General features: G+C 71.9%; 26 protein-coding genes. 15 read left to right on the forward strand and 11 right to left on the reverse strand.

Features of this window, described 5'->3' with window-relative positions; all coding sequences use genetic code 11:
- Positions 1-38: 38 nt before the first annotated feature.
- From BGO22_RS00720 to BGO22_RS00745, 6 genes are all read right to left on the reverse strand, one after another.
- Entirely contained in the window at positions 39-1,382 is a 1,344-nt protein-coding gene (locus BGO22_RS00720) for a hypothetical protein (RefSeq protein ID WP_286848314.1), read from the reverse strand.
- 11 nt (positions 1,383-1,393) lie between these two features.
- Positions 1,394-2,116, reverse strand: coding sequence for a hypothetical protein (locus BGO22_RS00725; protein ID WP_139147088.1), 723 nt, complete (start codon positions 2,114-2,116; stop codon positions 1,394-1,396).
- Positions 2,117-2,254: 138 nt separating this feature from the next.
- The gene (locus tag BGO22_RS00730; protein ID WP_070400193.1) at positions 2,255-3,013 is read right to left on the reverse strand and encodes a sulfite exporter TauE/SafE family protein; all 759 of its coding nucleotides are present in this window, start codon (positions 3,011-3,013) and stop codon (positions 2,255-2,257) included.
- A 27-nt stretch (positions 3,014-3,040) separates the two neighbouring features.
- The gene (arsB, locus tag BGO22_RS00735; RefSeq protein ID WP_070400192.1) at positions 3,041-4,132 is read right to left on the reverse strand and encodes an ACR3 family arsenite efflux transporter; all 1,092 of its coding nucleotides are present in this window, start codon (positions 4,130-4,132) and stop codon (positions 3,041-3,043) included.
- A 4-nt stretch (positions 4,133-4,136) separates the two neighbouring features.
- A complete protein-coding gene (locus BGO22_RS00740) occupies positions 4,137-4,640 on the reverse strand; it encodes an arsenate reductase ArsC (protein WP_070400191.1) in 504 nt (167 codons plus the stop codon).
- A gap of 12 nt (positions 4,641-4,652) precedes the next feature.
- Complete coding sequence (locus tag BGO22_RS00745) at positions 4,653-4,973, reverse strand: ArsR/SmtB family transcription factor (protein WP_286848320.1); 321 nt, start codon at positions 4,971-4,973, stop codon at positions 4,653-4,655.
- A 292-nt stretch (positions 4,974-5,265) separates the two neighbouring features.
- On the opposite strand from BGO22_RS00745, the gene BGO22_RS00750 reads away from it, so the two are divergent.
- Both BGO22_RS00750 and BGO22_RS00755 read left to right on the forward strand, forming a co-directional pair.
- Positions 5,266-6,531: an ammonium transporter gene (locus tag BGO22_RS00750; protein WP_286848322.1), complete on the forward strand. Its 1,266-nt coding sequence runs from the start codon at positions 5,266-5,268 to the stop codon at positions 6,529-6,531.
- The gene (locus BGO22_RS00755) at positions 6,528-6,854 is read left to right on the forward strand and encodes a hypothetical protein (protein ID WP_070400188.1); all 327 of its coding nucleotides are present in this window, start codon (positions 6,528-6,530) and stop codon (positions 6,852-6,854) included. Before BGO22_RS00750 ends, BGO22_RS00755 begins: the two co-directional genes overlap by 4 nt.
- Positions 6,855-6,881: 27 nt before the next feature.
- Here BGO22_RS00755 and BGO22_RS00760 read toward each other — a convergent pair whose 3' ends face one another.
- The gene (locus BGO22_RS00760; RefSeq protein WP_286848324.1) at positions 6,882-8,543 is read right to left on the reverse strand and encodes a GMC family oxidoreductase; all 1,662 of its coding nucleotides are present in this window, start codon (positions 8,541-8,543) and stop codon (positions 6,882-6,884) included.
- A gap of 6 nt (positions 8,544-8,549) precedes the next feature.
- Positions 8,550-10,067: a CoA-acylating methylmalonate-semialdehyde dehydrogenase gene (locus tag BGO22_RS00765; protein WP_286848326.1), complete on the reverse strand. Its 1,518-nt coding sequence runs from the start codon at positions 10,065-10,067 to the stop codon at positions 8,550-8,552.
- A 108-nt stretch (positions 10,068-10,175) separates the two neighbouring features.
- On the opposite strand from BGO22_RS00765, the gene BGO22_RS00770 reads away from it, so the two are divergent.
- The 13 genes from BGO22_RS00770 (at position 10,176) to BGO22_RS00830 (ending at position 24,462) form a co-directional block, all read left to right on the forward strand.
- Positions 10,176-11,129: a LysR family transcriptional regulator gene (locus BGO22_RS00770; protein WP_070400323.1), complete on the forward strand. Its 954-nt coding sequence runs from the start codon at positions 10,176-10,178 to the stop codon at positions 11,127-11,129.
- Between the two features lie 134 nt (positions 11,130-11,263).
- Positions 11,264-12,280 (forward strand): sulfate ABC transporter substrate-binding protein, encoded by a 1,017-nt coding sequence (locus BGO22_RS00775; protein ID WP_286848330.1) that lies wholly within the window; start codon positions 11,264-11,266, stop codon positions 12,278-12,280.
- A gap of 136 nt (positions 12,281-12,416) precedes the next feature.
- The gene (locus BGO22_RS00780) at positions 12,417-12,710 is read left to right on the forward strand and encodes a DUF1330 domain-containing protein (protein ID WP_070400184.1); all 294 of its coding nucleotides are present in this window, start codon (positions 12,417-12,419) and stop codon (positions 12,708-12,710) included.
- Between the two features lie 187 nt (positions 12,711-12,897).
- Positions 12,898-13,560 carry a hypothetical protein gene (locus BGO22_RS00785; protein WP_286848336.1) on the forward strand — a complete coding sequence of 221 codons (663 nt, stop codon included), beginning with the start codon at positions 12,898-12,900 and terminating at the stop codon, positions 13,558-13,560.
- Entirely contained in the window at positions 13,542-16,235 is a 2,694-nt protein-coding gene (locus BGO22_RS00790; protein WP_286848337.1) for a hypothetical protein, read from the forward strand. Before BGO22_RS00785 ends, BGO22_RS00790 begins: the two co-directional genes overlap by 19 nt.
- 142 nt (positions 16,236-16,377) lie before the next feature.
- Positions 16,378-17,373, forward strand: a complete 996-nt coding sequence (locus tag BGO22_RS00795; protein ID WP_286848339.1) for a sulfate ABC transporter substrate-binding protein — start codon at positions 16,378-16,380, stop codon at positions 17,371-17,373.
- Between the two features lie 3 nt (positions 17,374-17,376).
- Complete coding sequence (gene cysT / locus BGO22_RS00800; RefSeq protein ID WP_070400181.1) at positions 17,377-18,252, forward strand: sulfate ABC transporter permease subunit CysT; 876 nt, start codon at positions 17,377-17,379, stop codon at positions 18,250-18,252.
- Between the two features lie 61 nt (positions 18,253-18,313).
- Positions 18,314-19,201, forward strand: a complete 888-nt coding sequence (gene cysW, locus BGO22_RS00805) for a sulfate ABC transporter permease subunit CysW (RefSeq protein WP_286848342.1) — start codon at positions 18,314-18,316, stop codon at positions 19,199-19,201.
- A gap of 58 nt (positions 19,202-19,259) precedes the next feature.
- Entirely contained in the window at positions 19,260-20,264 is a 1,005-nt protein-coding gene (locus BGO22_RS00810; RefSeq protein ID WP_286848344.1) for a sulfate/molybdate ABC transporter ATP-binding protein, read from the forward strand.
- 76 nt (positions 20,265-20,340) lie between these two features.
- Positions 20,341-21,000, forward strand: a complete 660-nt coding sequence (locus BGO22_RS00815) for an exopolysaccharide biosynthesis protein (protein ID WP_286848345.1) — start codon at positions 20,341-20,343, stop codon at positions 20,998-21,000.
- Positions 21,001-21,051: 51 nt separating this feature from the next.
- Positions 21,052-22,518 (forward strand): UbiA family prenyltransferase, encoded by a 1,467-nt coding sequence (locus BGO22_RS00820; RefSeq protein WP_286848347.1) that lies wholly within the window; start codon positions 21,052-21,054, stop codon positions 22,516-22,518.
- Positions 22,515-22,877, forward strand: a complete 363-nt coding sequence (locus BGO22_RS00825) for a DMT family transporter (RefSeq protein WP_070400176.1) — start codon at positions 22,515-22,517, stop codon at positions 22,875-22,877. Before BGO22_RS00820 ends, BGO22_RS00825 begins: the two co-directional genes overlap by 4 nt.
- A gap of 43 nt (positions 22,878-22,920) precedes the next feature.
- Positions 22,921-24,462, forward strand: a complete 1,542-nt coding sequence (locus BGO22_RS00830; RefSeq protein ID WP_070400175.1) for an ArnT family glycosyltransferase — start codon at positions 22,921-22,923, stop codon at positions 24,460-24,462.
- A gap of 99 nt (positions 24,463-24,561) precedes the next feature.
- Here BGO22_RS00830 and BGO22_RS00835 read toward each other — a convergent pair whose 3' ends face one another.
- The 3 genes from BGO22_RS00835 to alr form a co-directional block, all read right to left on the reverse strand.
- Positions 24,562-24,999, reverse strand: a complete 438-nt coding sequence (locus tag BGO22_RS00835) for a VOC family protein (RefSeq protein ID WP_070400174.1) — start codon at positions 24,997-24,999, stop codon at positions 24,562-24,564.
- Positions 25,000-25,086: 87 nt separating this feature from the next.
- On the reverse strand, positions 25,087-25,908 hold the full coding sequence (locus tag BGO22_RS00840; RefSeq protein WP_286848350.1) for a helix-turn-helix domain-containing protein: 822 nt from the start codon (positions 25,906-25,908) through the stop codon (positions 25,087-25,089).
- Between the two features lie 34 nt (positions 25,909-25,942).
- On the reverse strand, positions 25,943-26,435 hold a 493-nt coding region (gene alr / locus BGO22_RS00845; RefSeq protein WP_286848352.1), incomplete at its 5' end, for an alanine racemase.

Here is a 26,435-nt window from a genome sequence, read left to right on the forward strand (position 1 = left end):
CGGGCGCCAACCCGGCCCGCCAGGGCGGGCCCCCCGCCTCAGTCCAGGAAGCGCGGGCGCTCGTCGACGCGGCGGCGCTCCTGCGTCTGCTGGTCGAACACCGCCTGCGCCGCGGCGGACGTGGGCGCGCCGGCCATGCGCCGGTCCAGGCAGGTCTGGGGCGTGAGCCCGCCCGGGTTGCAGCGGCTTTCCGAGGCCTGCACGCAGCGCGCCTGGGCCGCGCGGGCTTCCCGGTTGGCCTGGCACTGGCGGGACAGCTCGCCCCACTGTGACTCCCAGGCCGCTTCCCTGGCCTCGAATTCGCGCGCCTCGCGCTCGCGCGCCCGGCGCGCTTCCTCGCGGTTGCGCTCGCGTTCGCGTTCGCAGCGCGCGTCGCAGGGCGAGTTGTCCACGCGCGTCAGCAAGGGGCCGATGTCGCGCCACGGTCGGCCCGGCATCGCCTTGCAGCGGGCCTCGTCGGGGCCCTGCGGGTCGGGGCATTGCTGGCGCCGGCAGGCCTGCACGGGCGCCAGCTCCTGGCGGCAGGCCGCCTCGGACGCCTGGCGGAAGGCCTCGACCAGGCGCGCGTGCACACGGCGCACGTCGGGGGCGTCGGCCGCCTTGTCCAGGGCATCGGCGTGGGCCAGATCGGGTTTGTCCGGCTTCGGCTTCTTCTCGCAGTACGCCGACTGCGGCGTCTTCTCGCAGAAATCCTGCAAGGCGCTCGCCAGCGCGCTGGCGCTGGCCGAGCTGCGCGGGCAGATGATCAGCTCCGTCAGCTGGATGCCCCCGCGCATGGCGTCCTTCGCGTCGGCCGGCGACAGGTGGCTTCGCCCCTCCCGGGCGCACCAGCCCTGCTGCCCCATGGTGAGATCACCGCTCGGGAGCCGGCTGGAGCCGCCGCTGATGATGAAGCGCGACCAGTCGGGGCTGCCCGGCACGTTGAACGAGACCTTGCCATCGGGCCGCACGGGCGCGCCCGTGTCCAGATCGACGGCCAAGATCGCCCCGCCCTTGCCGATGAAGAGGCCCAGGCCGTAGACCATGAGCTCGCTGCGCCGGGCGGCCAGCTCCAGCGGCGCGGGCAGCAGCTCCACGGGAAAGCCCCGGACCTCCTTGCCCACGCGGATCTTCACCGAGCTGATGGTCCACACGAGCCCGGCGTTGGCCACCGGCTCGCCCATCAGCGTCGTGAGCTTCCAGCGGACCTCGTGGATGCCGCAGACCTCGGGCACGTCCGGGGTCGCGCTCTTGAAGCACTCCACCCGGGCCAGGCCGCCGCCGGGGCGCAGCGTGCCCTGGCCGCCGATATCGGCCGCCCGGGCCGGCGCGCCGCCCAGCCCCAGCAGCGCCAGGCCCGCCAGCGCCGCGCCGAGGGCGAACCGGCGCCCGCGGCGCCCCATGGGCCCGCCGCTCATTGCTGCCGCGACCTCATGCCTTCGAGCACCGACCCGCTGCCCGAATGGGTCCGGTACTTGCGCTCGCCAGAGAAGGATTCGCGCTTTTCCTGCAGCAGGTTGCCCTGCCAGGTCACCGTGCAGGTGATCTCCTGGTGGTCGCGCCAGGCGGGGTGGTTGATGAAGCCCGTCTGGCACGAGCAGTCGAGGTTGCGCGCACTGGGCGCGTAGCGCTCGATGCGGGCCTCGGCGCGCTCGCAGCCGTCGTCCAGGTCGTCGGTGTTCCACCAGGTGGTCTTCACGTCCACCCAGGCCGCATCGAGCGCGGCGCGCTGGCGCGCGGCTTCGTCGGCCGTGGCCTTGCCCGCCTGGGCGCTGGTGTAGAGCTGCAGCGCCTGGCTGTAGTACTTGCCCTTGGTGCCGTGCACCCGCAGGTAGCGCTCCAGGCGCTCCAGGGCGGCGGCGTGCTGGCCCGTGGCCTGCAGGGCGCGGCCGTAGTGGTAGTCAAAGTTGGCCGGCATGGGCACGCCGGTGGCCTCGGCGGCCTTGAGCGCGGCGGCCGCCTTGGGCCAGTCGGCCTTGCCGCCTTTGTCCTCCTTCTCCATTTCGCCGGAGGCCAGTTGCAGCTGGCGATCGGCCTCGACGGTCGGTGGCAGGCCCTGGGCGGTGGCGGCGCCCGTCCACAGCAGCGTGGCGGTCAGGCAGGCAAGCAGAAGGCGCGGGAGGCGGGCGTGTTGCATGGCGGACAGGATCTCCATCGTCGAAGGCGGACCAACCCGCCCTGGCCTTGGCATCGGCGCACGGGCGGCCAGCTTGATACTAGGCAGGGTTTCCCAGCACGCGAATAGTGCAGATGCACCAAGGACCGGGCCGGGCCGCTAGCGCAGCCAGGCGTCCCAGGTGGTCTTGAGGATCAGCGCCCCCACCACCCCGATGAACACCCAGCGCACGAAGCCGCTGCCGTGCTTGAGGGCCAGCCGGGTGCCAGCCAGGCTGCCCACCACATTGGCCAGGGCCATCACCAGGGCGTAGTGCCACCACACATGGCCTTTGAGCGCGAACAGCAGCAGCGCCGCCAGGTTGGACGCCGTGTTCAGCAGCTTGGCGCTGGCGCTGGCGTGCAGGAAGTCGAAGCCCAGCCAGCGCACGAACAGGAAGACGAAGAAGCTGCCGGTGCCCGGGCCGAAGAAGCCGTCGTAGAAGCCGATGACCGCGCCCATCAGGCAGGCCGCCGCCGTCAGCCGGCGCCCGGCGAAGGCCGGGTCGTGCGCGTGGCCCAGGTCCTTGCGCGCCAGGGTGTAGAGCAGCACCGCGCCCAGCACGAAGGGCAACGCGCGGCGCAGGAAGTCGGGCGAAACCACGGTGACCGTCCAGGCCCCCGCCATGGCGCCGGCGAAGGCCATGGCCGCCGCCGGCAGCAGCGCGCGCCAGGGCATGTCCACGCGCCGCGCGTACTGCACCGTGGCCGCCGCCGTGCCCAGCACGGCCGCGCCCTTGTTGATGCCGAACAGCGTGGCCGGGTGGGTGTGGGGAAAGACCGCGAACATCGCGGGCACGAGGATCAGCCCGCCCCCGCCCACGATCGAGTCCACGAAGCCGGCCAGCAGCGAGGCGGCCGAGACGAGCAGCAGTTCCATAACGGCGGCGATTGTCGCCGCCCGCGCTCAGGCGCCGCGCCGCCCCGCCGCGCCCCGCTCGTACCAGGCCTGGCTGCGGTTCACGGCGGCCACCACGGCCAACATCACCGGCACCTCGATCAGCACGCCCACCACGGTGGCCAGCGCCGCGCCGGACTGGAAGCCGAACAGGCCGATGGCCGTGGCCACCGCCAACTCAAAGAAGTTGCTGGCGCCGATCAGCGCCGACGGTCCCGCCACGCAGTGCGCCACGCCGAGCCGGCGGTTGAGCCAGTAGGCCAGCCCCGAGTTGAGCAGCACCTGGACCAGGATGGGCACCGCCAGCAGGGCGATGACCAGGGGCTGCCCCAGCAGGGCCTCGCCCTGGAAGCCGAACAGCAGCACCAGCGTGAGCAGCAGCGCGCCGATGGACAGCGGCCCCAGCCGCGACACCACCGCCTCGAAGCGGGCCTGGCCGCGCCGCCACAGCGCCCGGCGCCAGACCTGGGCCAGGGCCACGGGCACCACGATGTACAGCCCCACGGAGATGAGCAGCGTGTCCCAGGGCACGGTGATGGACGACAGCCCCAGCAGCAGCGCCACGATGGGCGCGAAGGCCACGACCATGATGGCGTCGTTGAGCGCCACCTGCGACAGCGTGAAGTACGGGTCGCCGCGGCAGAGCTGGCTCCACACGAACACCATGGCCGTACAGGGCGCGGCCGCCAGGAGGATCAGGCCGGCCACGTAGCTGTCGAGCTGGTCCGGCGGCAGCCAGGGCGCGAAGGCGTGGCGGATGAACAACCAGCCCAGCAGCGCCATGGAAAAGGGCTTGACGGCCCAGTTGACGAACAGGGTGACGCCGATGCCCCGCGCGTGCGCGCGCACCTGGCCCAGGGCGGCGAAGTCGATCTTCAGCAGCATCGGGACGACCATCACCCAGATGAGCGCGCCCACCACCAGGTTCACCCGGGCCAGCTCCAGCGCGGCGATGGCCTGGAACAGACCGGGCAGCAGCCGCCCGAGCGCCACGCCGGCGACGATGCACAGCGCGACCCAGAGGCTCAGGTAGCGCTCGAAGAAACCGATGGCGGGCGCGGCGCCCGGCGGCGCCGACAGGGCGCTGTCCTGCAGGGCCATGGGCTCAGTCCTTGGCCAGTGCGCGCGCCGAGTCCTGCAGCGCCAGGCGGTCCAGGGCGCTCGCGGGCAGATTGACCAGCAGCTCAAGCCGTCGGCGGATGGCCAGCAGGGTCTGCCGGAAAGCGTCGAGCCGCTGCTCGGGCGACCCCTGCACCGAAGAGGGGTCGGCATAGCCCCAATGGGCCGTCGCCGGCTGGCCGGGCCAGTAGGGGCAGGTTTCGCCCGCGGCGTTGTCACAGACGGTGATGACCAGGTCCATGGGCGGCGCGTCGGGACGGCCGAATTCGTCCCAGCCCTTGCTGCGCAGCCCCTCGGTGGCGATGCCCGCGCGCCGCAGCACCTCCAGGGCCAAGGGGTGGGGCTGCTGGTTGTCGCGCGGGCGGCTGCCCGCCGAATAGGCCTGGAAGCGGCCCTTGCCGAGGTGGTTGAGCGTGGCCTCCGCCAGGATGCTGCGGGCGGCGTTGTGCGTGCACAGGAAGAGCACGTTCAGGGGAGCGGGTGAGGTCATGGCGGTGAACGATCAGCAAGCGCAGGACGGGCCGTCCACGGCGCATGGCGCGCCCTGGCAGCAGTTCTCGGTGAGGTAGGCCAGCAGGCCGTTCATGTGCGCGTAGACCGCGCGGTAGATGAGGTTGCGCCCCTCGCGCTGCTGCGTCACCAGGCCGGCGTTCGCCAGCTCCTTGAGGTGAAAGGACAGCTTGGTGGCGGCGATGTCGAACCGCTCGGTCATGGCGCCGGGCGTGAGGCCTTGGTCGCCGGCCGCGACCAAGGCGCGGAATACGCGCAGGCGGTGCTCGTGGGCCAGCGCGGCGAGGCATTGAATGGCGGTGGGCTCGTCCATCTTTCAATAATACAAGAATTATTGAATTAAAAGCAAAACCACCAAAAGAAAAAGCCGACCTTTTGGGTCGGCTCTTCCAGTCGTGTAGTGCGCCGGTGCGGCACGTCCGGCAGTGCCGGTATGGGTTGTCTCCTCGGTCTCCAACGACCCGGATACCCCTAGGGAGCACCAGGCAACTCGGAGACTGTAGTCGCTTGCACCGCCCGGGTGCATCGGGGCTTTCCCTTGCTTCCCCGCGACCGCTGGCACAGGAAATGCAAAACGCCGCCCACCACCACCTGGGACTACAGCCATGCCAGAAGACATCAGCGGCCCCGCCCTGGCGGCCTTGGACAGCCTCTCGGGCGCCGACACCGCCTGGGTCATGGTGAGCACCGCCCTGGTGCTGCTCATGACCTTGCCGGGCATCGGCCTGTTCTACGGCGGCATGGTGCGCCGCTTCAACGCCCTCAACACCATGGCCAGCGTGATGGCGATCGCCGCGCTGGTGAGCGTTCTGTGGTTTGCGATCGCTTACTCACTGGCTTTTACGCCCGGTGGCGAGCTGGGGGGCTTCATCGGCGGGCTCTCGCGCGCCGGCTTTGCGGGGCTGGGCTACTTCGGCCCGGACGGGCAGGTGGCGGTGAGCCACCTCGCGCCGCGGCTGCCGGAGTCGGTGTTCGCCCTGTTCCAGCTCAGCTTCGCCGTCATCACCTGCGCCCTGGTGGTGGGCGCCTTGGTGGAGCGCATGAAGTTCGGTGCCCTGCTCGGTTTCGCCGGCCTGTGGCTGCTGCTGGTCTATGCGCCGATCGCGCACTGGGTCTGGGAACCCGGGGGCTGGCTGGCCCAGCTCGGTGCGCTGGACTTCGCCGGCGGTGCCGTGGTGCACATCAACGCCGGCGCGGCCGCCCTGGTCTGCGCCTACGCGCTGGGTCCGCGCCAGGGTTATGGGCGCGAGCCCTTCCTGCCCTTCAACCTGGGCCTCACCATGGCCGGCACCGGCCTGCTGTGGGTGGGCTGGTTCGGCTTCAACGGTGGCTCGGCCCTGGCAGCGGACGGCCGTGCGGGCCTGGCGATGGTGGTGACGCACATCGCCGCGGCGGCCGGCGCCCTGGCCTGGATGCTGGCCGAGTACGCGGCGCGCCGGCGCGCCACCCTTCTGGGCCTGTGCTCGGGCGTGGTGGCGGGGCTGGTGGCCATCACACCGGCCGCCGGCTTCGTCGGCCCGCGCGCGGCCCTGCTCATCGGCGTGGCGGCGGGCTTCGCCTGCTACTGGGGCGCCACGGGGCTCAAGCGCCTGCTGCGCGCCGACGACTCGCTCGACGTCTTCGGCGTGCACGGCGTGGGCGGGCTGGTGGGCGCGCTGCTCACCGGCGCGCTGGCCGACCCGGCCATCTCGGGCCAGCAGGGCAGCCTGCTCACCCAACTCATCGCCTGCGTGGCGGTGCTGGGCTACAGCCTGGTGATGACCACCGTGGTGCTGTTCATCGTCTCGCGCTTCGCCGGCCTGCGCGTGGGCGCCGACGCCGAGCGCCAGGGCCTGGACGCCGCCCTGCACAACGAGAGGCTGGGCGGGTGAGCGGCAGCAGCGAGCTGTTCGCCATCGCGGCGCACCTGCACGTGCAGCTGCGGCGCAAGACCGGCCGGGTCATCGACACCGAATGGCTGGCCACCAACGCCGAGTACGCGCGCGCCATCGTGCGCTTCACGCGCGAGCGGGCCGCCGCCGAGGGCCACGCGGATCTGCTGCCCTGGGCCGACAAGCTGGAGGCTGCCATCGTGGCCATGGGCGCGGCGCCGCGCAAGACGCTGCTGGACGTGGCGGCGGAGGCGCTGCGCGCCGCGCCCGGCCCGGCGCCCTCGGGCGAGCAGCCCCACAAGTACGTGGGCGGTTTGCGCTGAGGCGCAGCCGGTCCGCCGCCGTCGGACTCAGGCGCCTTCGCGGATCCAGCGCGCGGCCTTCTCCGCGATCATCAGCGTGGGGCTGTTGGTGTTGCCACTGGTGATGGTGGGCATCACACCCGCGTCCACCACGCGCAGGCCGGCCACGCCGCGCACGCGCAGGTGGCTGTCGACCACGGCGCTGTCGTCGTCCGTGCGGCCCATCTTGGTGGTGCCCACGGGGTGGAAGATGGTGCTGGCGATGTCGCCGGCCAGGCGCGCGAGCTCCTCGTCGCTCTGGTACATCGTCCCGGGCTTGAACTCCTCGGGCCGGTACTTCGCCAGCGCGGGCTGGGCCACGATGCGCCGCGTCACGCGCAGGCTGTCGGCGGCCACGCGGCGGTCCTCCTCGGTGGCGAGGTACAGCGGCGCGATGGCCGGTGCGGCCTCGGGGTCGGCGCCGGTGATGCGCACGTGGCCCCGGCTGGTGGGGTTGAGGTTGCACACGCTCGCGGTGAAGGCCGGGAAAGCGTGCAGCGGCTCGCCGAAGGCGTCCAGGCTCAGCGGCTGCACGTGGTACTCCAGGTTGGCGTGCGGCTGCGAAGGATCGCTGCGCGTGAAGGCGCCGAGCTGGCTGGGCGACATGCTCATGGGCCCGCTGCGCGACAGCGCGTACTGCAGGCCGATGCGCGCCTTGCCCCACAGCGAGTTGGCCAGCACGTTGAGCGTGGGCGCGCCCTGCACCTTATAGACGGCGCGGATCTGCAGGTGGTCCTGCAGGTTCTCGCCCACGCCGGGCAGTTCGTGCAGCACCTCGACGCCGTGCTGGCGCAGCAGCCCGGCCGGGCCCAGGCCCGAGCGCTGCAGCAGCGCGGGCGAGCCCACGCTGCCGGCGCTCAGCACCAGCTCGCGCGCGGCGCCCACGCGGACCCGCTCGCCGCCCCGGCGCAGCTCGGCGCCGGTGCAGCGCAGCGCGCCGTCGGCCCCGCGCTGGAACAGCAGGCGCTCGGTCAGGGTTTCGGTCCACACCGTGAGGTTGGGCCGGTGCTGCACCGGGCGCAGGAAGGCCTTGGACGCGTTCCAGCGCCAGCCGGCCTTCTGGTTCACCTCGAAATAGCCCACGCCCTCGTTGTCGCCGCCGTTGAAATCGGCCGTGGCGGGCACGCCGGCCTGCTGCGCGGCCCGGGCAAAGGCGTCGAGGATGTCCCAGCGCAGGCGCTGCTTTTCCACGCGCCACTCGCCGGTGCTGCCGCGCCGGCGATGGCCGTGCAGGGCGGCGAAGGCCTCTTCTTGCGTGGCGTCCAGGCGGTGGTGGTCTTCGTGCGCCATGAAATCGGGCAGGCAGGCGTCCCAGCGCCAGGCGTCGTCGCCCGTGGCCTCGGCCCAGTGCTCGTAGTCGCGCCGCTGGCCGCGCATGTAGATCATGCCGTTGATGCTGGAGCAGCCGCCCAGGGTCTTGCCGCGCGGGTAGCGCAGGCGCCGGCCGTTGAGGCCGGGGTCGGGCTCGGTCTGGTAGCACCAGTCGGTGCGCGGGTTGCCGATGCAGTAGAGGTAGCCCACCGGGATGTGGATCCAGTGGTAGTCGTCCTTGCGGCCGGCCTCCACCAGCAGCACGCGCTTCGTGGGGTCGGCGCTCAGGCGGTTGGCGAGCAGGCAGCCCGCCGTGCCGGCGCCGATGACGATGAAGTCGAAGCCGGTGTCGCCGCTCATGGCCGTTTACTTCGCGGTGGGCATCACGAACTCGGCGCCCTTGCCGATGCTCTCGGGCCAGCGCTGCATGATCGACTTCTGCCTGGTATAGAAGCGCACGCCCTCCTCGCCGTAGGCGTGCATGTCGCCGAACAGGCTCTTCTTCCAGCCGCCGAAGCCATGCCAGGCCATGGGCACGGGGATCGGCACGTTGATGCCCACCATGCCCACCTGGATGCGGCGCGCGAACTCGCGCGCCACGTTGCCGTCGCGCGTGAAGCAGGAGACGCCGTTGCCGAATTCGTGCCGGTTGATGATCTCAACCGCCTGCGCGAAGTCGGGCACGCGCACGCAGCTGAGCACCGGGCCGAAGATTTCTTCCTTGTAGATGCGCATGTCGGTGCCCACGTGGTCGAACAGCGTGCCGCCCATCCAGAAGCCCTGCTCGCAGCCCTTGCCCGCCGCGGCGCCGGTAAAGCCCCGGCCATCCACCAGCAGCTGGGCACCCTCCTTCACGCCCGCGTCGATGTAGCCGCTGATGCGTTGGTGCGCGGCGGCCGTGACGATGGGGCCCATCTCGGCCGCGAGGTTCATGCCGTCCAGCACCTTGAGCGCCTTCGTGCGCTCGACCAGCTTCGGCATGATCTGGTCGGCCACGTCGCCCACCAGCACGGCCACGCTGATGGCCATGCAGCGCTCGCCCGCGCTGCCGTAGGCCGCGCCGATGAGCGCGTCCACCGCCTGGTCGAGATCGGCGTCGGGCATCACCACCATGTGGTTCTTGGCGCCGCCCAGGGCCTGCACGCGCTTGCCGTGGCGGGCGCCGGTCTCGTAGATGTAATTCGCGATGGGCGTGGAGCCGACGAAGCTGATGGCCTTCACGTCGGGGTGCACCAGCAGCGCGTCCACCGCCTCCTTGTCGCCCTGCACCACGTTGTAGACGCCGTCGGGCAGGCCGGCCTGCTGGAGCAGCTCGCCCATGAAGAGCGAAGCCGAGGGGTCGATGGGGCTGGGCTTGAGCACGAAGCTGTTGCCCGCGGCGATGGCCACCGGGAACATCCACATGGGCACCATCACCGGGAAGTTGAAGGGGGTGATGCCCGCGACCACGCCCAGCGGCTGGCGCAGGGTCCAGTTGTCCATGCCCGTGGAGACCTGGTCGGTGAAGTCGCCCTTGAGCAGTTGCGGGATGCCGCAGGCGAATTCGATGATGTCGATGCCGCGCGCCACCTCGCCCTGGGCGTCGGTGAACACCTTGCCGTGCTCGGCCGTGATGAGGCGCGCGAGCTCGTCCTTGTGCTGGTTCACCAGTTCGAGGAACTTGAACATCACGCGCGCGCGGCGGATGGGCGGCGTGTCGGCCCAGGCCGGGAAGGCGGCCTGGGCGGCGGCCACGGCGGCGTCCACATCGGCGGCGTTGGCCAGGGCCACGCGGCCGGTGACCGCGCCGGTGGCGGGATTGGTCACGTCCTGCACACGCGCGGACGTGCCGGCGGCGGCGCGGCCGCCGATGAAGTGGGTGATGGCGCTGGGGTTCGTGGTCATGGCGGCGGGGCGTGGGCGGTGAAGAAGCGGTCCAGTCTAGGCAGAGGGCCCGGCCGCGCCTAGGCCCTGGGCTTGAACGTTTTGTTTGCCATGGTGAACAATCGCCGCATGAGTCTGGAAAAAGCCGAACACCTCTGGTCCCACCTGCACTGGCTCACGGTGCTGGCGCAGCACGGCAGCTACACGGCAGCGGCGCAGCGCCTGGGCGTGAGCAAGGCCGCCATGAGCCAGCACATCAGCGAACTGGAGCGTGCGGCTGGCGTGCCCCTGGTGCAGCGCACCACGCGCAGCGTGCGTCTCACCGAGGCCGGCCAGCGCCTGGTGGACGGCCTGCGCGAGCCCTTCGAGCGCATCGCCCAGGGCTTCGCCAGCGTGCGCGACCTGGCCGAGGTGCCCGCGGGCCGGGTGCGCGTGACCGCGCCGGTGGCCTTCGCGCGCCAGCAGCTGGTGCCGCGCATCGCCGATTTCCTGCGCGAACACCCCGGCATCCGCGTCGAGCTCGATCTGTCGGACCGCCTGAGCTCGCTGGCCACCGAGGGCTTCGACCTCGCCATCCGCCACACCGCCGCGCCACCCGACACGCACGTGGCCTGGACCCTGTGCCGCACGCGCTCGGTGCTGGTGGCCAGCCGCGCCTACCTGCGCCGCCGCGGCACGCCCGCCGCGCCGCAGGACCTGGCCGGCCACGATTGCCTGCACTACCCGCGCGCGCAGGACACGCCGGCCTGGCACTTCCAGCCGGCCGGCGAGGCGCGCCGCCAGGCGCCCGCCCAGCGCTTCACCGTGCCGGTGGCGGGGCCCTTCGCCGCCAACAACAGCGAGGCCCTGCGCGACGCCGCGATCGCGGGCCTGGGCATCGCGCTGGTGCCCGACTTCAGCGCCCAGGCCGCCCTGCGCGCGGGCAAGCTGGTGGAGGTGCTGGCGGACTGGGCGTCGGTGGGCACCTTCAGCGACCACCTCTACGCCATCCGTCCCTACGCGAGCCACGTGCCCCGCGCGGTGTCGGTGTTCGTGGCCTGGCTGCGCGAGGCGCTGGCGCAGGGGTTCCCGCTGCGTGGCTGAGCCTCCGCAAGCGGTGGCCATAGATGTTTTCGTCATAAACAACCAAAAACGTATTCGTTCCTTCCTGGAGGCGTTCCCGGGAACATCGCGGCCTCGCTGTCTCACAGCACCGCCCTCCGAAGAAGGAACGACCCATGACCACCCGCCGCCACCTGCTGACCACCCTGGGCGCCGCCGCCCTCGCCCTGAGCGTGGGCGCCGCCCAGGCCCAGGCCCCCGCGCCCGTGACCCTGCTCAATGTGAGCTACGACCCCACGCGCGAGCTCTACGTCGAGATCAACCAGGCCTTCACCAAGCACTGGAAGGCCAAGACCGGCCAGGAGGTGACGATCAAACAGTCGCATGGCGGCTCGGGCAAACAGGCCCGCTCCATCATCGACGGCCTCGACGCCGACGTGGCCACGCTGGCCCTGGCCGGCGACACCGATGCGCTGCACGCCCACGGCCAGTGGATCCCCAAGGACTGGCAGAAGCGCCTGCCGCACAACAGCTCGCCCTACACCTCGACCATCGTGCTCGCGGTGCGCCAGGGCAACCCCAAGAACATCAAGGACTGGGACGACCTGGTGCGCCCCGACGTGAAGGTCATCACCCCCAACCCCAAAACCTCGGGCGGCGCGCGCTGGAATTACCTGGCCGCGTGGGAGTTCGCCAAGCGCCAGTTCGGCGGTGACGCCCAGGCCAAGGACTTCGTCGCCCGGCTCTACAACAACGTGCCGGTGCTCGACACCGGCGCGCGCGGCTCGACCATCACCTTCGCGCAGCGCAACCAGGGCGACGTGCTGATCGCCTGGGAGAACGAGGCCTACCTGCTCGAGAAGGAGTTCGGCGCCAGGTTCGACTTCGTCTACCCCTCGCTGTCCATCCTGGCCGAGCCCGCGGTGACCGTGGTCGACAAGAACGTGGACAAGAAGGGCACGCGCGCCGTGGCCCAGGCCTACCTCGAGTACCTCTACACCGAAGAGGCGCAGGACATCATCGGCAAAAACTTCTACCGCCCGGTCTCGACGAAGGCCCAGGCCAAGTACGCCAAGCAGCTGCCCAAACTCAACCTGTTCACCATCGACCAGGCCTTCGGCGGCTGGGACAAGGCCGCGAAGGCGCATTTCGCCGACGGCGCCTCGTTCGACCAGATCTACACCAGGAAATAAGCGCCGCCCGACGCCGTCACAGCCCCCCGGGGCGTCGCCGGGTCCTGGGGCGGTCTCGAGGGGGCCTGGACCTGCGGGCGACAATCGCCGCGCCGTCAACGGCTTCCCCCAACCGACCACCGAGGAGACTCCCCCCATGCCCAAGGCTTACTGGATGGCCACCTACCGCTCGATCACCGACCCCGCCGCGCTGGCCAAGTACGCCGAGTTGGCCCTGCCCGCCCTGCAGGCGGCCGGCGCCCGTTTCCTGGCGCGCGGCATGCCCGCCCAGGTGTACGAAGCGGCCCCGCACCAGCGCGCCGTGCTGATCGAGTTCGACAGCGTGGCGCAGGCCATCGCGGCGCACGACAGCCCGGGTTACCAGGCCGCCCTGCAGGCCCTGGGCCAGGGCGCGGAACGCGACATCCGCATCATCGAAGCGGCGAGCTGACGCGCGCCGCAGCAGCGCCGGCCCGGGCCGGCGACACCCTGTCGGCGCCAGCCCCGCGCCCGACACGGCCGCTCAGACATTTCTGTCATGAGCACACAACCAAACATTGGTTGGTGAAACGGGCCGGCGCACCTAGAGTGCGCCCATTCGTAAGCCTATTTCATTACCAAACCCTTTTGAACTGGCCATGTCGAGCGGACGGACATCCACCCCGCTGGCGGCGGACGCCCAGGCGCCGCTGCGCCGGGCGATCGACGCGGTCGAGGCCTGGCGCACGAACGACCTCATCCACAACCCCCGGCACGGCTGGCTCTCGCGCGTGCCCCCCACCCAGGTGCTGTTCCCACTGTCCGGCCCGCCCACGCCCGACGACCTGGACGATCTGCTGGCCAAGGCCGGGCGGACGCCGACTTTCTTCCTGACCCACCCGCTGGTGATCGCGGCCTTCGAACGCGAATGCGCGCGCACCGGTGTGCGACCGGCCCCCACGGTGCTGTTCGACGCCCGCGCCCTCACCTGGCGCGACACGCCCCTGATCCCCTGCGACACGGTGTCCCTGGTCAATGGCAAGGGCAAGGTCTTGCTGCTGTGCGCGGGCGACGGGCACCCGGCCCCGCCGGTGCGCGCCTGCGGCAACCAGCGCCGGGCCATCGCCACTTACCTGATCGGTTTGCACCGCTCGCTGGCCGGGCGCGCGCCCGACGCGCTCGCGGTGCTGGAAGACGTCGAGATCGGTCGCAGCCACGCCTATCCCGACACCTACAAGGGCTGGGCCATGGACCCCGGCCCCGCCCCGCGCCGAGCGGACACGACACAGGAAGGAACGACCCCGTGCAGTCACTGTCCCTGAGCTGGATCCGCCGGCCGCCTTCCCCCCGCAAAGCCCGGGTCGAACGCCCCCCCATCCACCCCTTGCCGGACGGCGGCAGCGGCTTGGCGCCGCGCAGCCCGCGCACGCTCCAGCACCCCGGCAGCCCATCGCACGCCCAGAACAACCTGCGGCAGCTGCACGATCAGCGCTCGTCGCGCCAGCCGTCGGCGCCCGGCAGCCCCCGCCTGTCGCCGCGCCAGGGCGTGCGGGCGGCGCCGCCCGTGGACGCCCCGGTCGTCGGCGCTGCGTACGTCGCCCCCGGCCTGCTGGACAGGCCCGACCTCCTGGCCGCGGTCTGCGCCGGCTGGGCGACGGGGGCGGGCGCCACCAGCGGCACCGGCCTGGCGAACGCCTTCACCGACGACGCCGGCGGCGACGCGCTGCCCGCCACGCTGTTCGCGGGCGGCCTCTTCAACCTGCTGTGCTCCCTCGTCGACACGGGCCTGACCCTGCATGCCTGGCGCGAGGCCCACCAGCAGTACCAGGCGTTCGAGGCGCTGCTGGGCGCGCAGCACCTCCTGCTGCACCAGCTGAACGACCAGCTGCGCCACGGCCCTGACCCGCGGCTGCGGGCCACACGCGACCTCGCGCAATTCAACGTGGACGCGCTGACCGGCCTGTTGAAGGGCTTCGAGAAGGCCTATCTGCTGGGCCCGGAGCGCGAGCGGGCCATTGAGCGGCGCCAGCTGCACCTCGACCACCTGGTGAGCGCCGACGAGGCCCTGCGCCTGCGCCAGCAGGCCCTGGCCTACCCGGACGAGCGGCGCCAAGGCCTGGCCGACCACGCCGAGCGGCAGCGCGACGCCTTGCAGGCGCGCATCGATGCCTTCGACGCCGCGTCGCGGGTGCCGCTGTTCGAGCGCATGCGCGAAGGCCTGAGCCACCCCCTCGACCTGCTCGCCGGCCTCAGCGACGAGCAGATCGCCTTCCTGCGCGACGGCGCGCTGCAGGGCGCCAAGGTCCCTTTCCAGCTGTTCAGCGCGCTCGCCACGCTGCTGCCCCACCTGCTCACCAGCGGCGCGGCCCTGGACACCGTGGGCCAGGCCGTGCCGCCGGTGGCGGTGCTGCTGGCGCTGGCCCATCTGCTCACCGCGAACTGGGACCGCGTGGGCGGCCAGAAGCGCATGGGCAAGGCGCGGGCCGCCCGCCTCGCCAAGCTGCAGGCCTTCGAGCGCGTGGTGTGGGGCCTGTCCCCCGACGGCGTCAACCCCGGCGCCGACCCCGAGCAGGTGAAGCAGGCCCTGCAGGTGCGCCGCAACCTGGCCCGGCAGCTGGCCAAGGCCATTCAGCGCACGAACCAGGCCAAGCGCGTGGCCTGGGCCCGCAAGTTCCGGGGCAAGTTCAACCTGGTCAACTTTCTGCTCAGCCTGTTGGGCCTGGCCGCGATGGCGGCGGGCACCGGTTCCTATGGGGCGATCCCGGCCGCCGTCGTCGGCTCCGCGCTGGGCCTCTTCCTGCTCACGCACCTCGCCAAGTACCAAGCCTATCTGGCGGCGGACAAGCAGCGCATGCGCCGGCGCGACCGGGAAGCCAGGGCCTTGCGCGATGCGGACGGCTTCAAGGCCAGCGAGCTGTACGCCGGCCGCCTCGGTGCCGACGCGCCGCTGAACGAGGCCCAGCGGCAGGCGCTGCGCCACAACACCTACCTAAGCCTCGACTGGCTGCAGGGCCAGCTGTACGAAGTGGGACTGCAGGCCAGCCAGGCCCCCGGCGGCGCGCCGCCGCTGTGCGACGCCGAACGGGCCCTGCTGGACGCCGGTGTGGCGCCCGACACCTTGCGTGCGCTGCGCCAGGCGGCCTGGGTCCGGACGCGGGCGCAGCACGGCCAGCTGGTGCGCGCCGTGGCCACGGGCACCATCGGCCTGCGGCTGTTTCCGTCGGACCCGAGCGCGCCGCTCGACGGCCACCACGCCCCGGTGCCGGTGCTGCGCACGCAGGCGGCCCAGGCGCCCACGCCCTTCGCCCATCTCGCCGACCTGATCGACGCCGTCAAACACGCCGGCAAGGCGCAGCTGCGAAGGGACCACAACCGCGTGGGACGCCTCGCGCGCGGCTTCGGGCGCAAGTCCCTCGCCACCCCCGGGCAAGCGCTCCAGGCCCTGGAGCGCCATGCACAGCGCGGCGACGCCAAAGCGCTCGCCCAGCTGCGGCGCGACCTGCTCCAGCCCCTGCTGAGCGGCTTGCCGCTGCGCCCCGACGGCCTGGGCATCGCCTGGCCCGAGCGCTACCAGGGCGGCGGCGAAGACGACCCGGACACCGCCGACTGCCTGATCCGCTGCCTGCGGGAGCTGCAGGACACCTGCCGGTTGGGCCAGCTCGCCCTGGCCGACGAGCAAGAGAAGGGGCGATGGTCCGACCGCTGGATGCGGCGGCGGCTGCGCGACTGTGCCGAACTGGCCGAACGCCTGATACAGGCCGTCCAACAGGAACGCGCCCAGCCCGAACCCTGGTGGGACGCGCTGGTCGATGGCCCGCCGGTCTTCCGGCCGGCGGACGACGAGGCGGATCCCATCGATCTCTGGTCTTACGGGCGCGAGGGCGATGAGGCGCTGTCGGGGGTCAGCGGTCCGCCCACTGCCTTCGAGGCGTGCTTCCACGGGGACGCGCCCGAGCCGGCCGCCGGCCCGCTGCCGGCCTACGCCATCAAGGTATGAGCCCACAAGAACCCGGTCGCGCGGGCCCGGCCGGGTCTACATGCCGCAACGGCATAAAGAAACAAGAAAACTGTCGTTTGTATTTGTGAAGAGCACTTCCAGAATGCCCTTCCCGCTTCCCAAACGCCCCGAGTTTTCGACCATGACAACCGCACTGCGCACCACCGCCGCCGCCCTGGGCCTGGCCCTGAGCACGCTGGCCTCGGCCCAGACCACCCCGCTGCTCAACGTCTCCTACGACGTGGCGCGCGAGTTCTACAAGGACATCAACAGCGCCTTCGTCGAACAGCAGAAGAAGGCCGGCAAGGCCGTGGTGGTGAACCAGTCGCACGCCGGCTCCAGCGCCCAGGCGCGCGCCGTGGCCGACGGCCTGGAGGCCGACGTGGTCACCATGAACACCACCACCGACGTGGACTTCCTGGCCGACAAGGGCGTGGTCGCCAAGGACTGGCGCCAGAAGTTCCCGCACAACGCCGCGCCCACCACCTCCACCATGCTGTTCCTGGTGCGCAACGGCAACCCCAAGAACATCAAGGACTGGGACGACCTCATCAAGCCCGGCGTGCAGGTCGTGGTGGTCAACCCCAAGACCGGCGGCAACGGCCGCTACGCCTACCTGGCCGCCTGGGGCCAGGTGCGCGCCAAGGGCGGCAGCGACGCGCAGGCCGCCGAGTTCGTGAAGAAGCTCTACGCCAACGTGCCCGTGCTGGCGCGCGGCGGGCGCGACGCCACCGGCGTCTTCCTGCAACGCAACATCGGCGACGTGCTGATCACCTTCGAGTCCGAGGTGGTGTCGGTGAACAAGGAGTTCGGTGCCGGCAAGGTGGACGCCGTGCACCCGAGCGCGAGCGTCGTGGCCGAGAACCCGGTGGCCATCGTCGAGCGCACGGTGAACAAGAAGGGCACGGCCGCCCAGGCCAAGGCCTACCTCGACTTCCTCTACAGCGAGCAGGGCCAGGAGATCGCGGCCCGACACAACATCCGGCCGCGCTCGGAAGCGGTGCTCAAGAAGCACGCCGACGTCTTCAAGCCCATCAAGCTGTTCACCGTCGAGCAGTACTTCGGCTCCTTCGCCGACGCGCAGAAGGTGCACTTCAACGACGGCGGCCAGTTCGACCAGATCTACACGGCCCGCTGAACCATGACCGCCGCCACGCTGCCCCTGCAGGCAGCCCCCGGCGCGCGGCGCCCCACGCGCCGCGTGCTGCCGGGCTTCAACATCACCCTGGGCTACACCCTGCTCTACCTGAGCCTGATCGTGCTGATTCCGCTCTCGGCCCTGGTCTTCAAGACCTTCTCCATGAGCTGGGCGCAGTTCTGGGACGCCGTGGCCTCGCCGCGCGTGCTGGCCGCCTACCGGCTGAGCTTCGGCGCCTCGCTGATCGCGGCACTGGTCAACGTGGTGTTCGGCCTGCTGGTGGCCTGGGTGCTGGTGCGCTACAGCTTCCCGGGCAAGAAGATCGTCGACGCCCTGGTGGACCTGCCCTTCGCCCTGCCCACGGCCGTGGCCGGCATCTCGCTCACCGCGCTGCTGGCCGACAACGGCTGGGTGGGCCAGGTGGTCGCGCCGCTGGGCATCCAGCTGGCGTTCAACCCCAACGGCGTGGTCATCGCGCTCATCTTCATCGGCCTGCCCTTCGTGGTGCGCACCGTGCAGCCGGTGCTGGAAGACACCGAGAAGGAGCTGGAGGAAGCCGCCTCCAGCCTGGGCGCCACGCGCTGGCAGACCTTCTCGCGCGTGATCTTCCCGAGCATCGCACCCGCGCTGCTCACGGGCTTCGCCATGGCCTTCGCGCGCGCCGTGGGCGAGTACGGCTCGGTGATCTTCATCGCCGGCAACATGCCCATGGTGTCGGAGATCACGCCGCTGATCATCATCGCCAAGCTGGAGCAGTACGACTACGCGGGCGCCACCGCCGTGGCCTCGGTGATGCTGGGCATCTCCTTCGTGCTGCTGCTGGTCATCAACGCCCTGCAAGCCTGGCAGCGAAAGCGCTCCGGGGGGGCGATGGCATGAGCGCACGCACGGCCGTTCCGAAGGGCGCTCGCACCGCAGCGCGCAGCGCGGAGGTTTTCGAATGAGCCTGGCCCGTACCGAGGCGCCCTGGGTGCGCCGCACGCTGATCGGCATCGCCCTGGCGTTCATGGCGCTGTTCCTGGTGCTGCCGCTGGCCGCGGTGTTCACCGAGGCGCTGCGCAAGGGCTGGGAGGCCTACTGGGAAGCGCTGAAGGAGCCCGACGCCTGGGCCGCCATCCGCCTGACGCTGCTCACGGCCGCGATCGCGGTGCCGCTGAACCTGGTGTTCGGCGTGGCCGCGGCCTGGGCCGTGGCCAAGTTCGAGTTCCGCGGCAAGGCCTTCCTCACCACGCTGATCGACCTGCCGTTCTCCGTCTCGCCGGTGGTGGCGGGCCTGATCTATGTGCTGGTCTTCGGCGCGCAGGGCTGGCTCGGCCCCTGGCTGGCCGAGCACGACATCAAGATCGTGTTCGCCGTGCCCGGCATCATCCTGGCCACCGTCTTCGTCACCTTCCCCTTCATCGCGCGCGAGCTCATCCCGCTGATGCAGGCCCAGGGCAACGACGAGGAACAGGCCGCGCAGGTGCTGGGCGCCACCGGCTGGCAGACCTTCTGGCACGTCACACTGCCCAACATCAAGTGGGGTCTGATCTACGGCGTGATCCTGTGCAACGCGCGCGCCATGGGCGAGTTCGGCGCGGTCTCGGTGGTCTCGGGCCACATCCGCGGCCAGACCAACACCATGCCGCTGCACGTGGAGGTCCTCTACAACGAGTACCAGTCGGTGGCCGCCTTCGCCGTGGCCTCGCTGCTGGCCCTGCTGGCGCTGGTCACCCTGGTCATCAAGACCGTGGCCGAGTGGCGCATGGAGCGTGAACTCAAGGCCCTGGCCGAACGGCCGCCCGAGCGGCCCCGCAACGACACCTCCCTCGCAGGAGCGTCCACATGAGTGCCGCACGGCCGCCCGAAGGCACTCGCACCGCAGCGCGCTGCGCGAAGGTTTCACCATGAGCATCAACGTCCAGAACATCTCCAAGCACTTCGGCAGCTTCCACGCGCTGGACAACATCCGGCTCGACATCCAGAGCGGCGAGCTGCTCGCCCTGCTGGGCCCCTCGGGCTGCGGCAAGACCACGCTGCTGCGCATCATCGCGGGCCTGGAAACGGCCGACGCTGGCCAGATCGTCATCAGCGGCGAGGACAGCACCCACGTGCACGTGCGCGAGCGCAACGTGGGCTTCGTGTTCCAGCACTACGCGCTGTTTCGCCACATGACGGTGGCCGAGAACGTGGCCTTCGGCCTGCGCGTGAAGCCGCGCGGCGAGCGCCCGAGCGACAAGCAGATCCAGGCCAAGGTGGTCGAGTTGCTCAAGCTGGTGCAGCTCGACTGGCTGGCCGACCGCTACCCCGCGCAACTGTCGGGCGGCCAGCGCCAGCGCATCGCCCTGGCGCGCGCGCTGGCGGTGGAGCCCAAGGTGCTGCTGCTCGACGAGCCCTTCGGCGCGCTCGACGCCCAGGTGCGCAAGGAACTGCGCCGCTGGCTGCGCCGCCTGCACGACGAGCTGCACGTCACCAGCATCTTCGTCACGCACGACCAGGAAGAGGCCCTGGAAGTGGCCGACCGCGTGGTGTTGATGAACCGCGGCCGCATCGAGCAGGTGGGCTCGCCGCGCGAGGTCTGGGAACACCCGGCCACGCCCTTCGTGGCGCGCTTCCTCGGCGGCGTGCCGCTGGTGGGCGACGGCACGCGCCCGCTGCGCCCGCACGAGCTGGAGGTGCGGCGCCTGCTGCCCGGCACCGACACGCGCGGCGCCGTGGTGGCCACGCTGCGGCGCGCGCTGGTGCTCGACCCGGTGGTGCGGCTCGAACTCGAGCCCGAGTCCGGCGCGCACGACCTGATCGAGGCCCGCCTGGGCACGGCCCAGTTCCACTCCCTGGGCCTGCGCGAGGGCGACGCGGTGCTGGTGTCGCCGCGCAGCCCGCACGGCGCGCCCGAACCGGCCCTGGCCTGAGGCGGGCGCCCGCCGGGCGCGGGGAACCCCGCTGTCGTCAGCGGGTCATGCAGGGACACCAGCATCTGCCCGCCCCATGGACCACAGCCTCGCCCGCCGCCTGCGCCGCGCCGCCATCCGCCAGGAACGGCGCTGGCGCGCGCACGGCCTGGGCGGCTCGCACAAGCCCGACGAAACCGCCCCGCTGCGCCTGACGCTGGCCGAGCTGCTGAACCTGCACGGCGAGGCCTCGCTGCCGGTGCTGGTGATGGTGCTCTCGCTGTTCACCCTCATCCCGGTGGGCGGCGCGGGCTGGTTCGTGAGTTTCTTCATCGCCGCGCTGGGCTGGTCCTGGGCGCGCGGCCGGGAGCGCGTGGCCCTGCCGGGCGCGCTGGGCGGCTTCACCCTGAACGAACAATGGTCGCGCCGCAGCCTGCACGCCCTGGCCTGGCTATACGCCCTCGCCGACCGCTGGCTGGGCCCGCGCTGGCAGGCCTGGCGGCACGAGCGCACGCGCGGCTGGTGGGGCGCCTGGATCGCGGCGATGGCGGCCATCATCTTTTTGCCCCTGCCCTTCGGCAACGTGTTGCCCAGCGCCAGCCTGGTGCTGCTGGGCCTGGGCTGGCTGTTCCGCGACGGCCTGGCGCTGGCGGCTTCCACCCTGGCCGGCGCCGCCGCCATCGCCTACACCCTGGCCTTCGGCCAGCTCGCGATCGAGCTGGCGCAGCGCGGCTGGGGCTGGCTGACGGGCGCCTGAGGCCGCCGCGGGCGGCCCCTAGAATCGCCCGAGACCCGCAGCACAGGCCCGATGCACAACCCTCCCCTGGACGACTGTCCGCTCTATGTGGACCTGGACGGCTCGCTCACGCCGAGCGACACCCTGCACGAATCCATCGTGCTGTTCGCGCGCCGCCATCCGCTGAACCTGCTGCGCATGGTGGGTTGGCTGGCGCGTGGCAAGGCCGGCTTCAAGCGCGCCCTGGCCGACGCCGTGCTGCCCGAGCCCGAGCGCCTGCCCTGGCGCGCGGATTTCATCGAGTTCCTGCGCGCCGAACACGCGCGCGGCCGCACCCTGGTGCTGGCCACCGCCGCCGACGCGCGCGTGGCGCGGCGCGTGGCCGAGCACCTGGGCGTGTTCAGCGGCGTGCTGGCCACCGAGGACGGCGGCCCCAACCTGAGCCGCGCCCACAAGCGCGAGGCCATCTCCGCGCACGCGCGCGCCGCGGGCCATGAGCGCTGGGCCTACGCGGGCAACAGCGCCGACGACCTGCCCGTCTGGGCCGGCGGCGCGCAGGCCATCGCGGTGAACGCGCCGGCCGGCGTGCTGCGGCGCCTGCAGGCCGCGCAGGCGCCCGCCCGCGTCTTCGAACGGCGGCCGCTCACACCCAAGACCGTGCTGCGCGCGATCCGCCTCAAGCAGTGGTCCAAGAACGGCCTGCTGTTCGTGCCGCTGCTGGCGGCGCACACCACCGACCCCTCGCTGTGGCTCACGCTGTTCGTGGCCTTCGTTGCCTTCGGGCTCTGCGCCTCGGCCACCTACCTGGTCAACGACCTGCTCGACCTGCCCAATGACCGCGCGCACCGGCTCAAGCGCCTGCGCCCGCTGGCGGCGGGCACGCTGGGCATCGGCGCCGCGGTGGCCATTGGCGCGGCGATGCTGCTGGCCGCCTTCGCACTGGCCGCCTGGGTCGGCCAGGCCTTCACCGGCGCGCTGCTGCTCTACACCGCGCTGACGCTGGGCTACTCGCTGCGCTGGAAGCGCATCCCGCTGTTCGACGTGCTGCTGCTGGCCACGCTCTACACGCTGCGCATCGGCGCCGGCGCGCTGGCCGGGCACGTGGACCTGTCCAACTGGCTGCTGGCCATCTCCATCTTCCTGTTCCTGAGCCTGGCGCTGGTCAAGCGCTGCGCCGAACTGGAAGAGGCGGTGGACGCGCACCAGGCGCCCGCGCCCGGCCGCGGCTACCAGCCGCGCGACCTGGCCACGCTGCGCACCATGGGCATGGCCAGCGGCTTCATGTCGGTGCTGGTGCTCACGCTCTACATCGACTCGCCCAACAGCCGCGCGCTCTACGCCCAGCCCGACTGGCTGTGGGCCGCCGCGCCGGTTCTGCTGATGTGGGTGATGCGCATCTGGTTCAAGACCGGCCGACGCGAACTCCACGGCGAAGACCCGCTGGCCTTCGCGCTGAAAGACCCCTTCAGCTGGGCCACGCTGTTCGTCATGGGCGGCATCGGCCTGGCGGCCACCATCGGCTGGCAGCCCCACCTATGAAATCCCTCGCCCTGCTGCTCGCGCTGCTCTGCGTGCTCCTGTCCTCGGCGGCGCAGCTCGCCATGAAGCGCGGCCTGGGCCCCGGCGGCGCCGACGTGGCCGGCACCTACGTGCAGGCCTTCACCAGCCCCATGGTCTGGCTGGGCCTCCTGCTCTATGGCGCCAGCGCCGTGCTCTGGCTGTGGGTGCTGTCGCGGCTCGACGTGTCGCTGGCCTACCCGCTGGTGAGCCTGGGCTTCGTGGTCACCATGCTGCTGGGCGTGCTGTGGCTGGGCGAGCCCTTCTCGTGGCTGCGCGTGGCCGGCTGCACGCTGATCGTGGTTGGCGTGAGCCTGCTGGCCCTCTCCGCTCGGGCATGATCGGCGCCCGGCCGCCTCCCATGCGCGCCGCCGATACCCGACGATGAAAGCCGACAACAACTCCCTCGCGGCCGCGCGCCGCCTTTTCTGGTGGGCCTTTGGCCTCACACTGCTGCTCAAGGTGTTCCTGGCCGCGGTGTTTCCCTTCACGGGCGACGAGGCCTTCTTCTACCAGTGGGGCGCGCACCCGGCCTGGCATTACTCGGACCACCCGCCGCTGGTGGGCTGGCTGATCGCGCTGCTGCGCGCCATCGGCGGCGACGCGCCCCTGGTGCTGCGCAGCGCCACGCTGCTGGTGACCAGCGCCATCGCCCTGCTGGTGGTGGACCTGCTGCGCCGCCTGCTGCCGGAGGAACGCGAGGCCCAGGCCTGGCTCGCCGGCGCCGTCTACCTGGCCCTGCCCTGGAGCTGGCTGTTCGTGCTGGTGACCACCGACACGCCGCTGATCCTGTTCATGGCGCTGTCGTTCTGGGCCTACGTGCGCGCCGACACCAGCGGGCGCGGCACCGGCTGGTACCTGCTCAGCGGCGCCCTGCTGGGCGCGGCCTTCTTCGGCAAGTACTTCGCGGCCCTGCTGGGCTTTGCCTACGCGGCCCACGCCTGGGGCTGGCGGCGCGAGCGCTGGTGGGCGCCCGTGCTGGTGTTCGTGGCCGCGCTGCCCGCCATCGGCGCCAATCTGTACCTGAACGCCACGCACGGCTGGAGCCACGTGATGTTCAACGTCTTCAACCGCAACGAAGCCTCGGCCTGGTCGCTGGAGACCTTCCTCACCTACGTCGGCATGGCGCTGTACCTGGTGACGCCGTGGTGGCTGTGGCGTGCCGCGCGCTCGCGCGCGCCCGCCGGCGTGAGCGCCAGCGCGCGCACCACGCTCGCGGTGCTGTGGATCTTCCCCTTCGTGGTGTTCGCCCTGCTGGCCACGCGCCGCACCATCGGCCTGCACTGGGTGCTGGGTTTCGTGCCGGTGTTCGTGGTCTGGGCCGGGCTGCGCTGCGAGGTGCGCCCGCTGCGCCGCCTGCTGGGCTACACGGCGGCGCTGTCGCTGCCGCACCTGGTGGTGGTGCTGGCGATCGCGCTGGCGCCGGTGGCGTGGTTCGCCCAAACGAAATGGGCCGATCGCGCGGTGTTCCTGCGCGAGAACGCCGCGGTGGTCGCCGGCCTGCGCCAGGGCCTGCCCGCCGGGGCCACGCTCATGGCCCAGGCCTACAACCCGGCGGCCATGCTGGCCTTTCGCCACGGCCAGTACGTGCCGGTGTTCGGCCCGGGCCGCCACCACGCGCGCCAGGACGACCAAGTGATCGATTTCCGCCGCTACGACGGCCAGCCGATCCGCGTCTTCCACTACGACGAGCCCGATCTCGCGAACTACGCGCCCTACTTCGAGCGCGTGAGCAAGCACGCCTTCGTGGTGGATGGCGCGCGCTTCTGGTACGTCGACGGCGAGGGTTTTCGCTTCGCGCCCTACCGCGAACGGGTGCTGGCCGCCGTGGCGCGCGACTTCCACGACATTCCGCGCTGGCTGCCGGTGCTGGGCAACCCCTTCTGCGAACGCTACGGCTTCAAGGAATGCTCGCCGGGGCGCTGAGCAAGGGCGCGACCTTGGCCCTGGCGCGCCACACGCTGAGGGTTTTCTGGCCCGCGGGCGCCGCGCCGTGCCAGGCCCCGCGTGCGTGCCCCGCCGCGATCAGTTGAACAAGGCCGTGTAGCGCCGCTGCATTTCCTCGGGGGTCACCTGTTCGATGGCGTGCCCGATCAGCCAACGGTGGCCGAAGGGACAGCGCACCACGCCGCTGCGCTCGCCGTAGAACGCGTCGCTGGCCTCGCGCTCCAGCGTGGCGCCGGCCGCCACGGCCTGGGCCAGCATGGCGTCGGCGTCGTCCACGTGCAGGTGCAGGGTGACCGGCGTGGCGCCCAGGCTGCGCGCGCTGCGGATGCCGCACTCGGGGAACTCGTCGCACAGCATCACGGTGTGGGGCCCGAAGGCGAGTTCGGCGTGGCCGATGCGGCCCGAGGGCTCGACCAGGCGGAACTTTTCGGTGGCGCCGAAGGCCTTGCCATAAAAATGAATGGCGGCGGCCGTGTCGTGCACGCAGAGGTAGGCGTAGGTTTCGTCGATGCGCATGGGCGGCTCCCGTGGACAGCGGTAGGACCCCCGCACTGTGCCGGTCGTGGCACGCCGCGTATAGAAGAAATTGTTCGCGCCGCCGGCTCAGCCCCGGCGGGGCGGGTCCAGGGGCAGGTGGTTGGGCTCCTCGGGCGCGAGCGCGCGAAAGCGCCCGGGCGTGAGGCCGGCCATGGCGCGGAATTCGCGGATGAGGTGCGACTGGTCGCTGTAGCCCAGCGCGGCGGCCAGCTCGGCCGGCGCGGGTGCGTCGGCGGCGGCGAGGGCGCCGACCGCCCGCTGGAAGCGGCGCACGCGCTGCCAGGCCTTGGGGCTCAGGCCCGTGGCCTGCAGAAAGGCCCGCTCGAAGCGGCGCCGGCCCAGGCCGCTGGCGCGCACCGCCGCGCCCACGGAGGGCGATTGCCGCAGCAGCCGCGCCAGCGCGCCGGCCTGGCCCGGCGCCGGCGGGCGGCGCGCCAGCAGCCAGGCCTCGAACCGCGCAAGCCGCGCGACCAGGTCCGGGGCCTCGAGCAGCCGCTCGCGCAAGCGCTGCGCCTCGGCGCCGAGCAGGGCCTCCAGCGGCACGTGGCGGCCGGCGACCGCGTCCGCGTCCAGGCCGAACAGCCACTGCGCAGCACCGGGCAGCAGCGTGGCGCCCACGCTGGCCGAGCGGGCGCGCAGGTGCTTGAGGTAGGGCGCGGTGCGCGCGCCCCCGAGCACCGCGGGGGCCAGCGGCTCGCCCAGGGGGTCGTCGGGCGAACGCAGCAGGCGCACCGGCGCGTCGTCCAGCCGCAGCACGAGGTGCATGAGCCCGCTGGGCAGCAGGCGCTCGATGCGCGCCTGCGCCTCGCCCGCGGGCTCCGCCGCGCAGCTCCAGACCTCGCGCACGAAGGGGCGCAGCAGCGGGTGGGGGGCGCGGCGCCGGTTCATGGGGATCGGAGCCGGTTCGTCGCGCCCGGGCCGCTCAGTCGGCGGCCTCGAAGCGCACGCGCGGCGCCACCGCGCACAGCAGCTCGTAGGCGATGGTGCCGGCCGCGTGCGCGACTTCGTCCACCGGCAGCAGCGCACCGTTGCCGGCGCGGCCCCAGAGCACCACCTCGCTGCCGATGCCCGCCTCGGGCAGCCCGCTCAGGTCCACGGTGAGCATGTCCATGCTCACGCGGCCCAGGGTGCGCGTGCGCTGGCCGTCCACCAGCGCCGGCGTGCCGCTGGGCGCGTGGCGCGGGTAGCCGTCGGCGTAGCCGCAGGCGACGACGCCGATGCGCATGGGCCCGTCGGCGGTGAAGGTGGAGCCGTAGCCAACGGTGTCGCCGGCCTGCAGCTGCTGCACGCCGATCACCCGGGTGGACAGCGTCATGGTGGGCCGCAGGCCCCAGTGCGCGGCGCTGTGCTCGGGGAAGTCGGGCGCGCTGCCGTAGAGCGCGATGCCTTCGCGCACCCAGTCGGCCGCCAGCGAG

The organism is Hydrogenophaga sp. 70-12 (genome assembly GCF_001897365.1).
Classification (GTDB): Bacteria; Pseudomonadota; Gammaproteobacteria; order Burkholderiales; family Burkholderiaceae_C; genus Hydrogenophaga; species Hydrogenophaga borbori.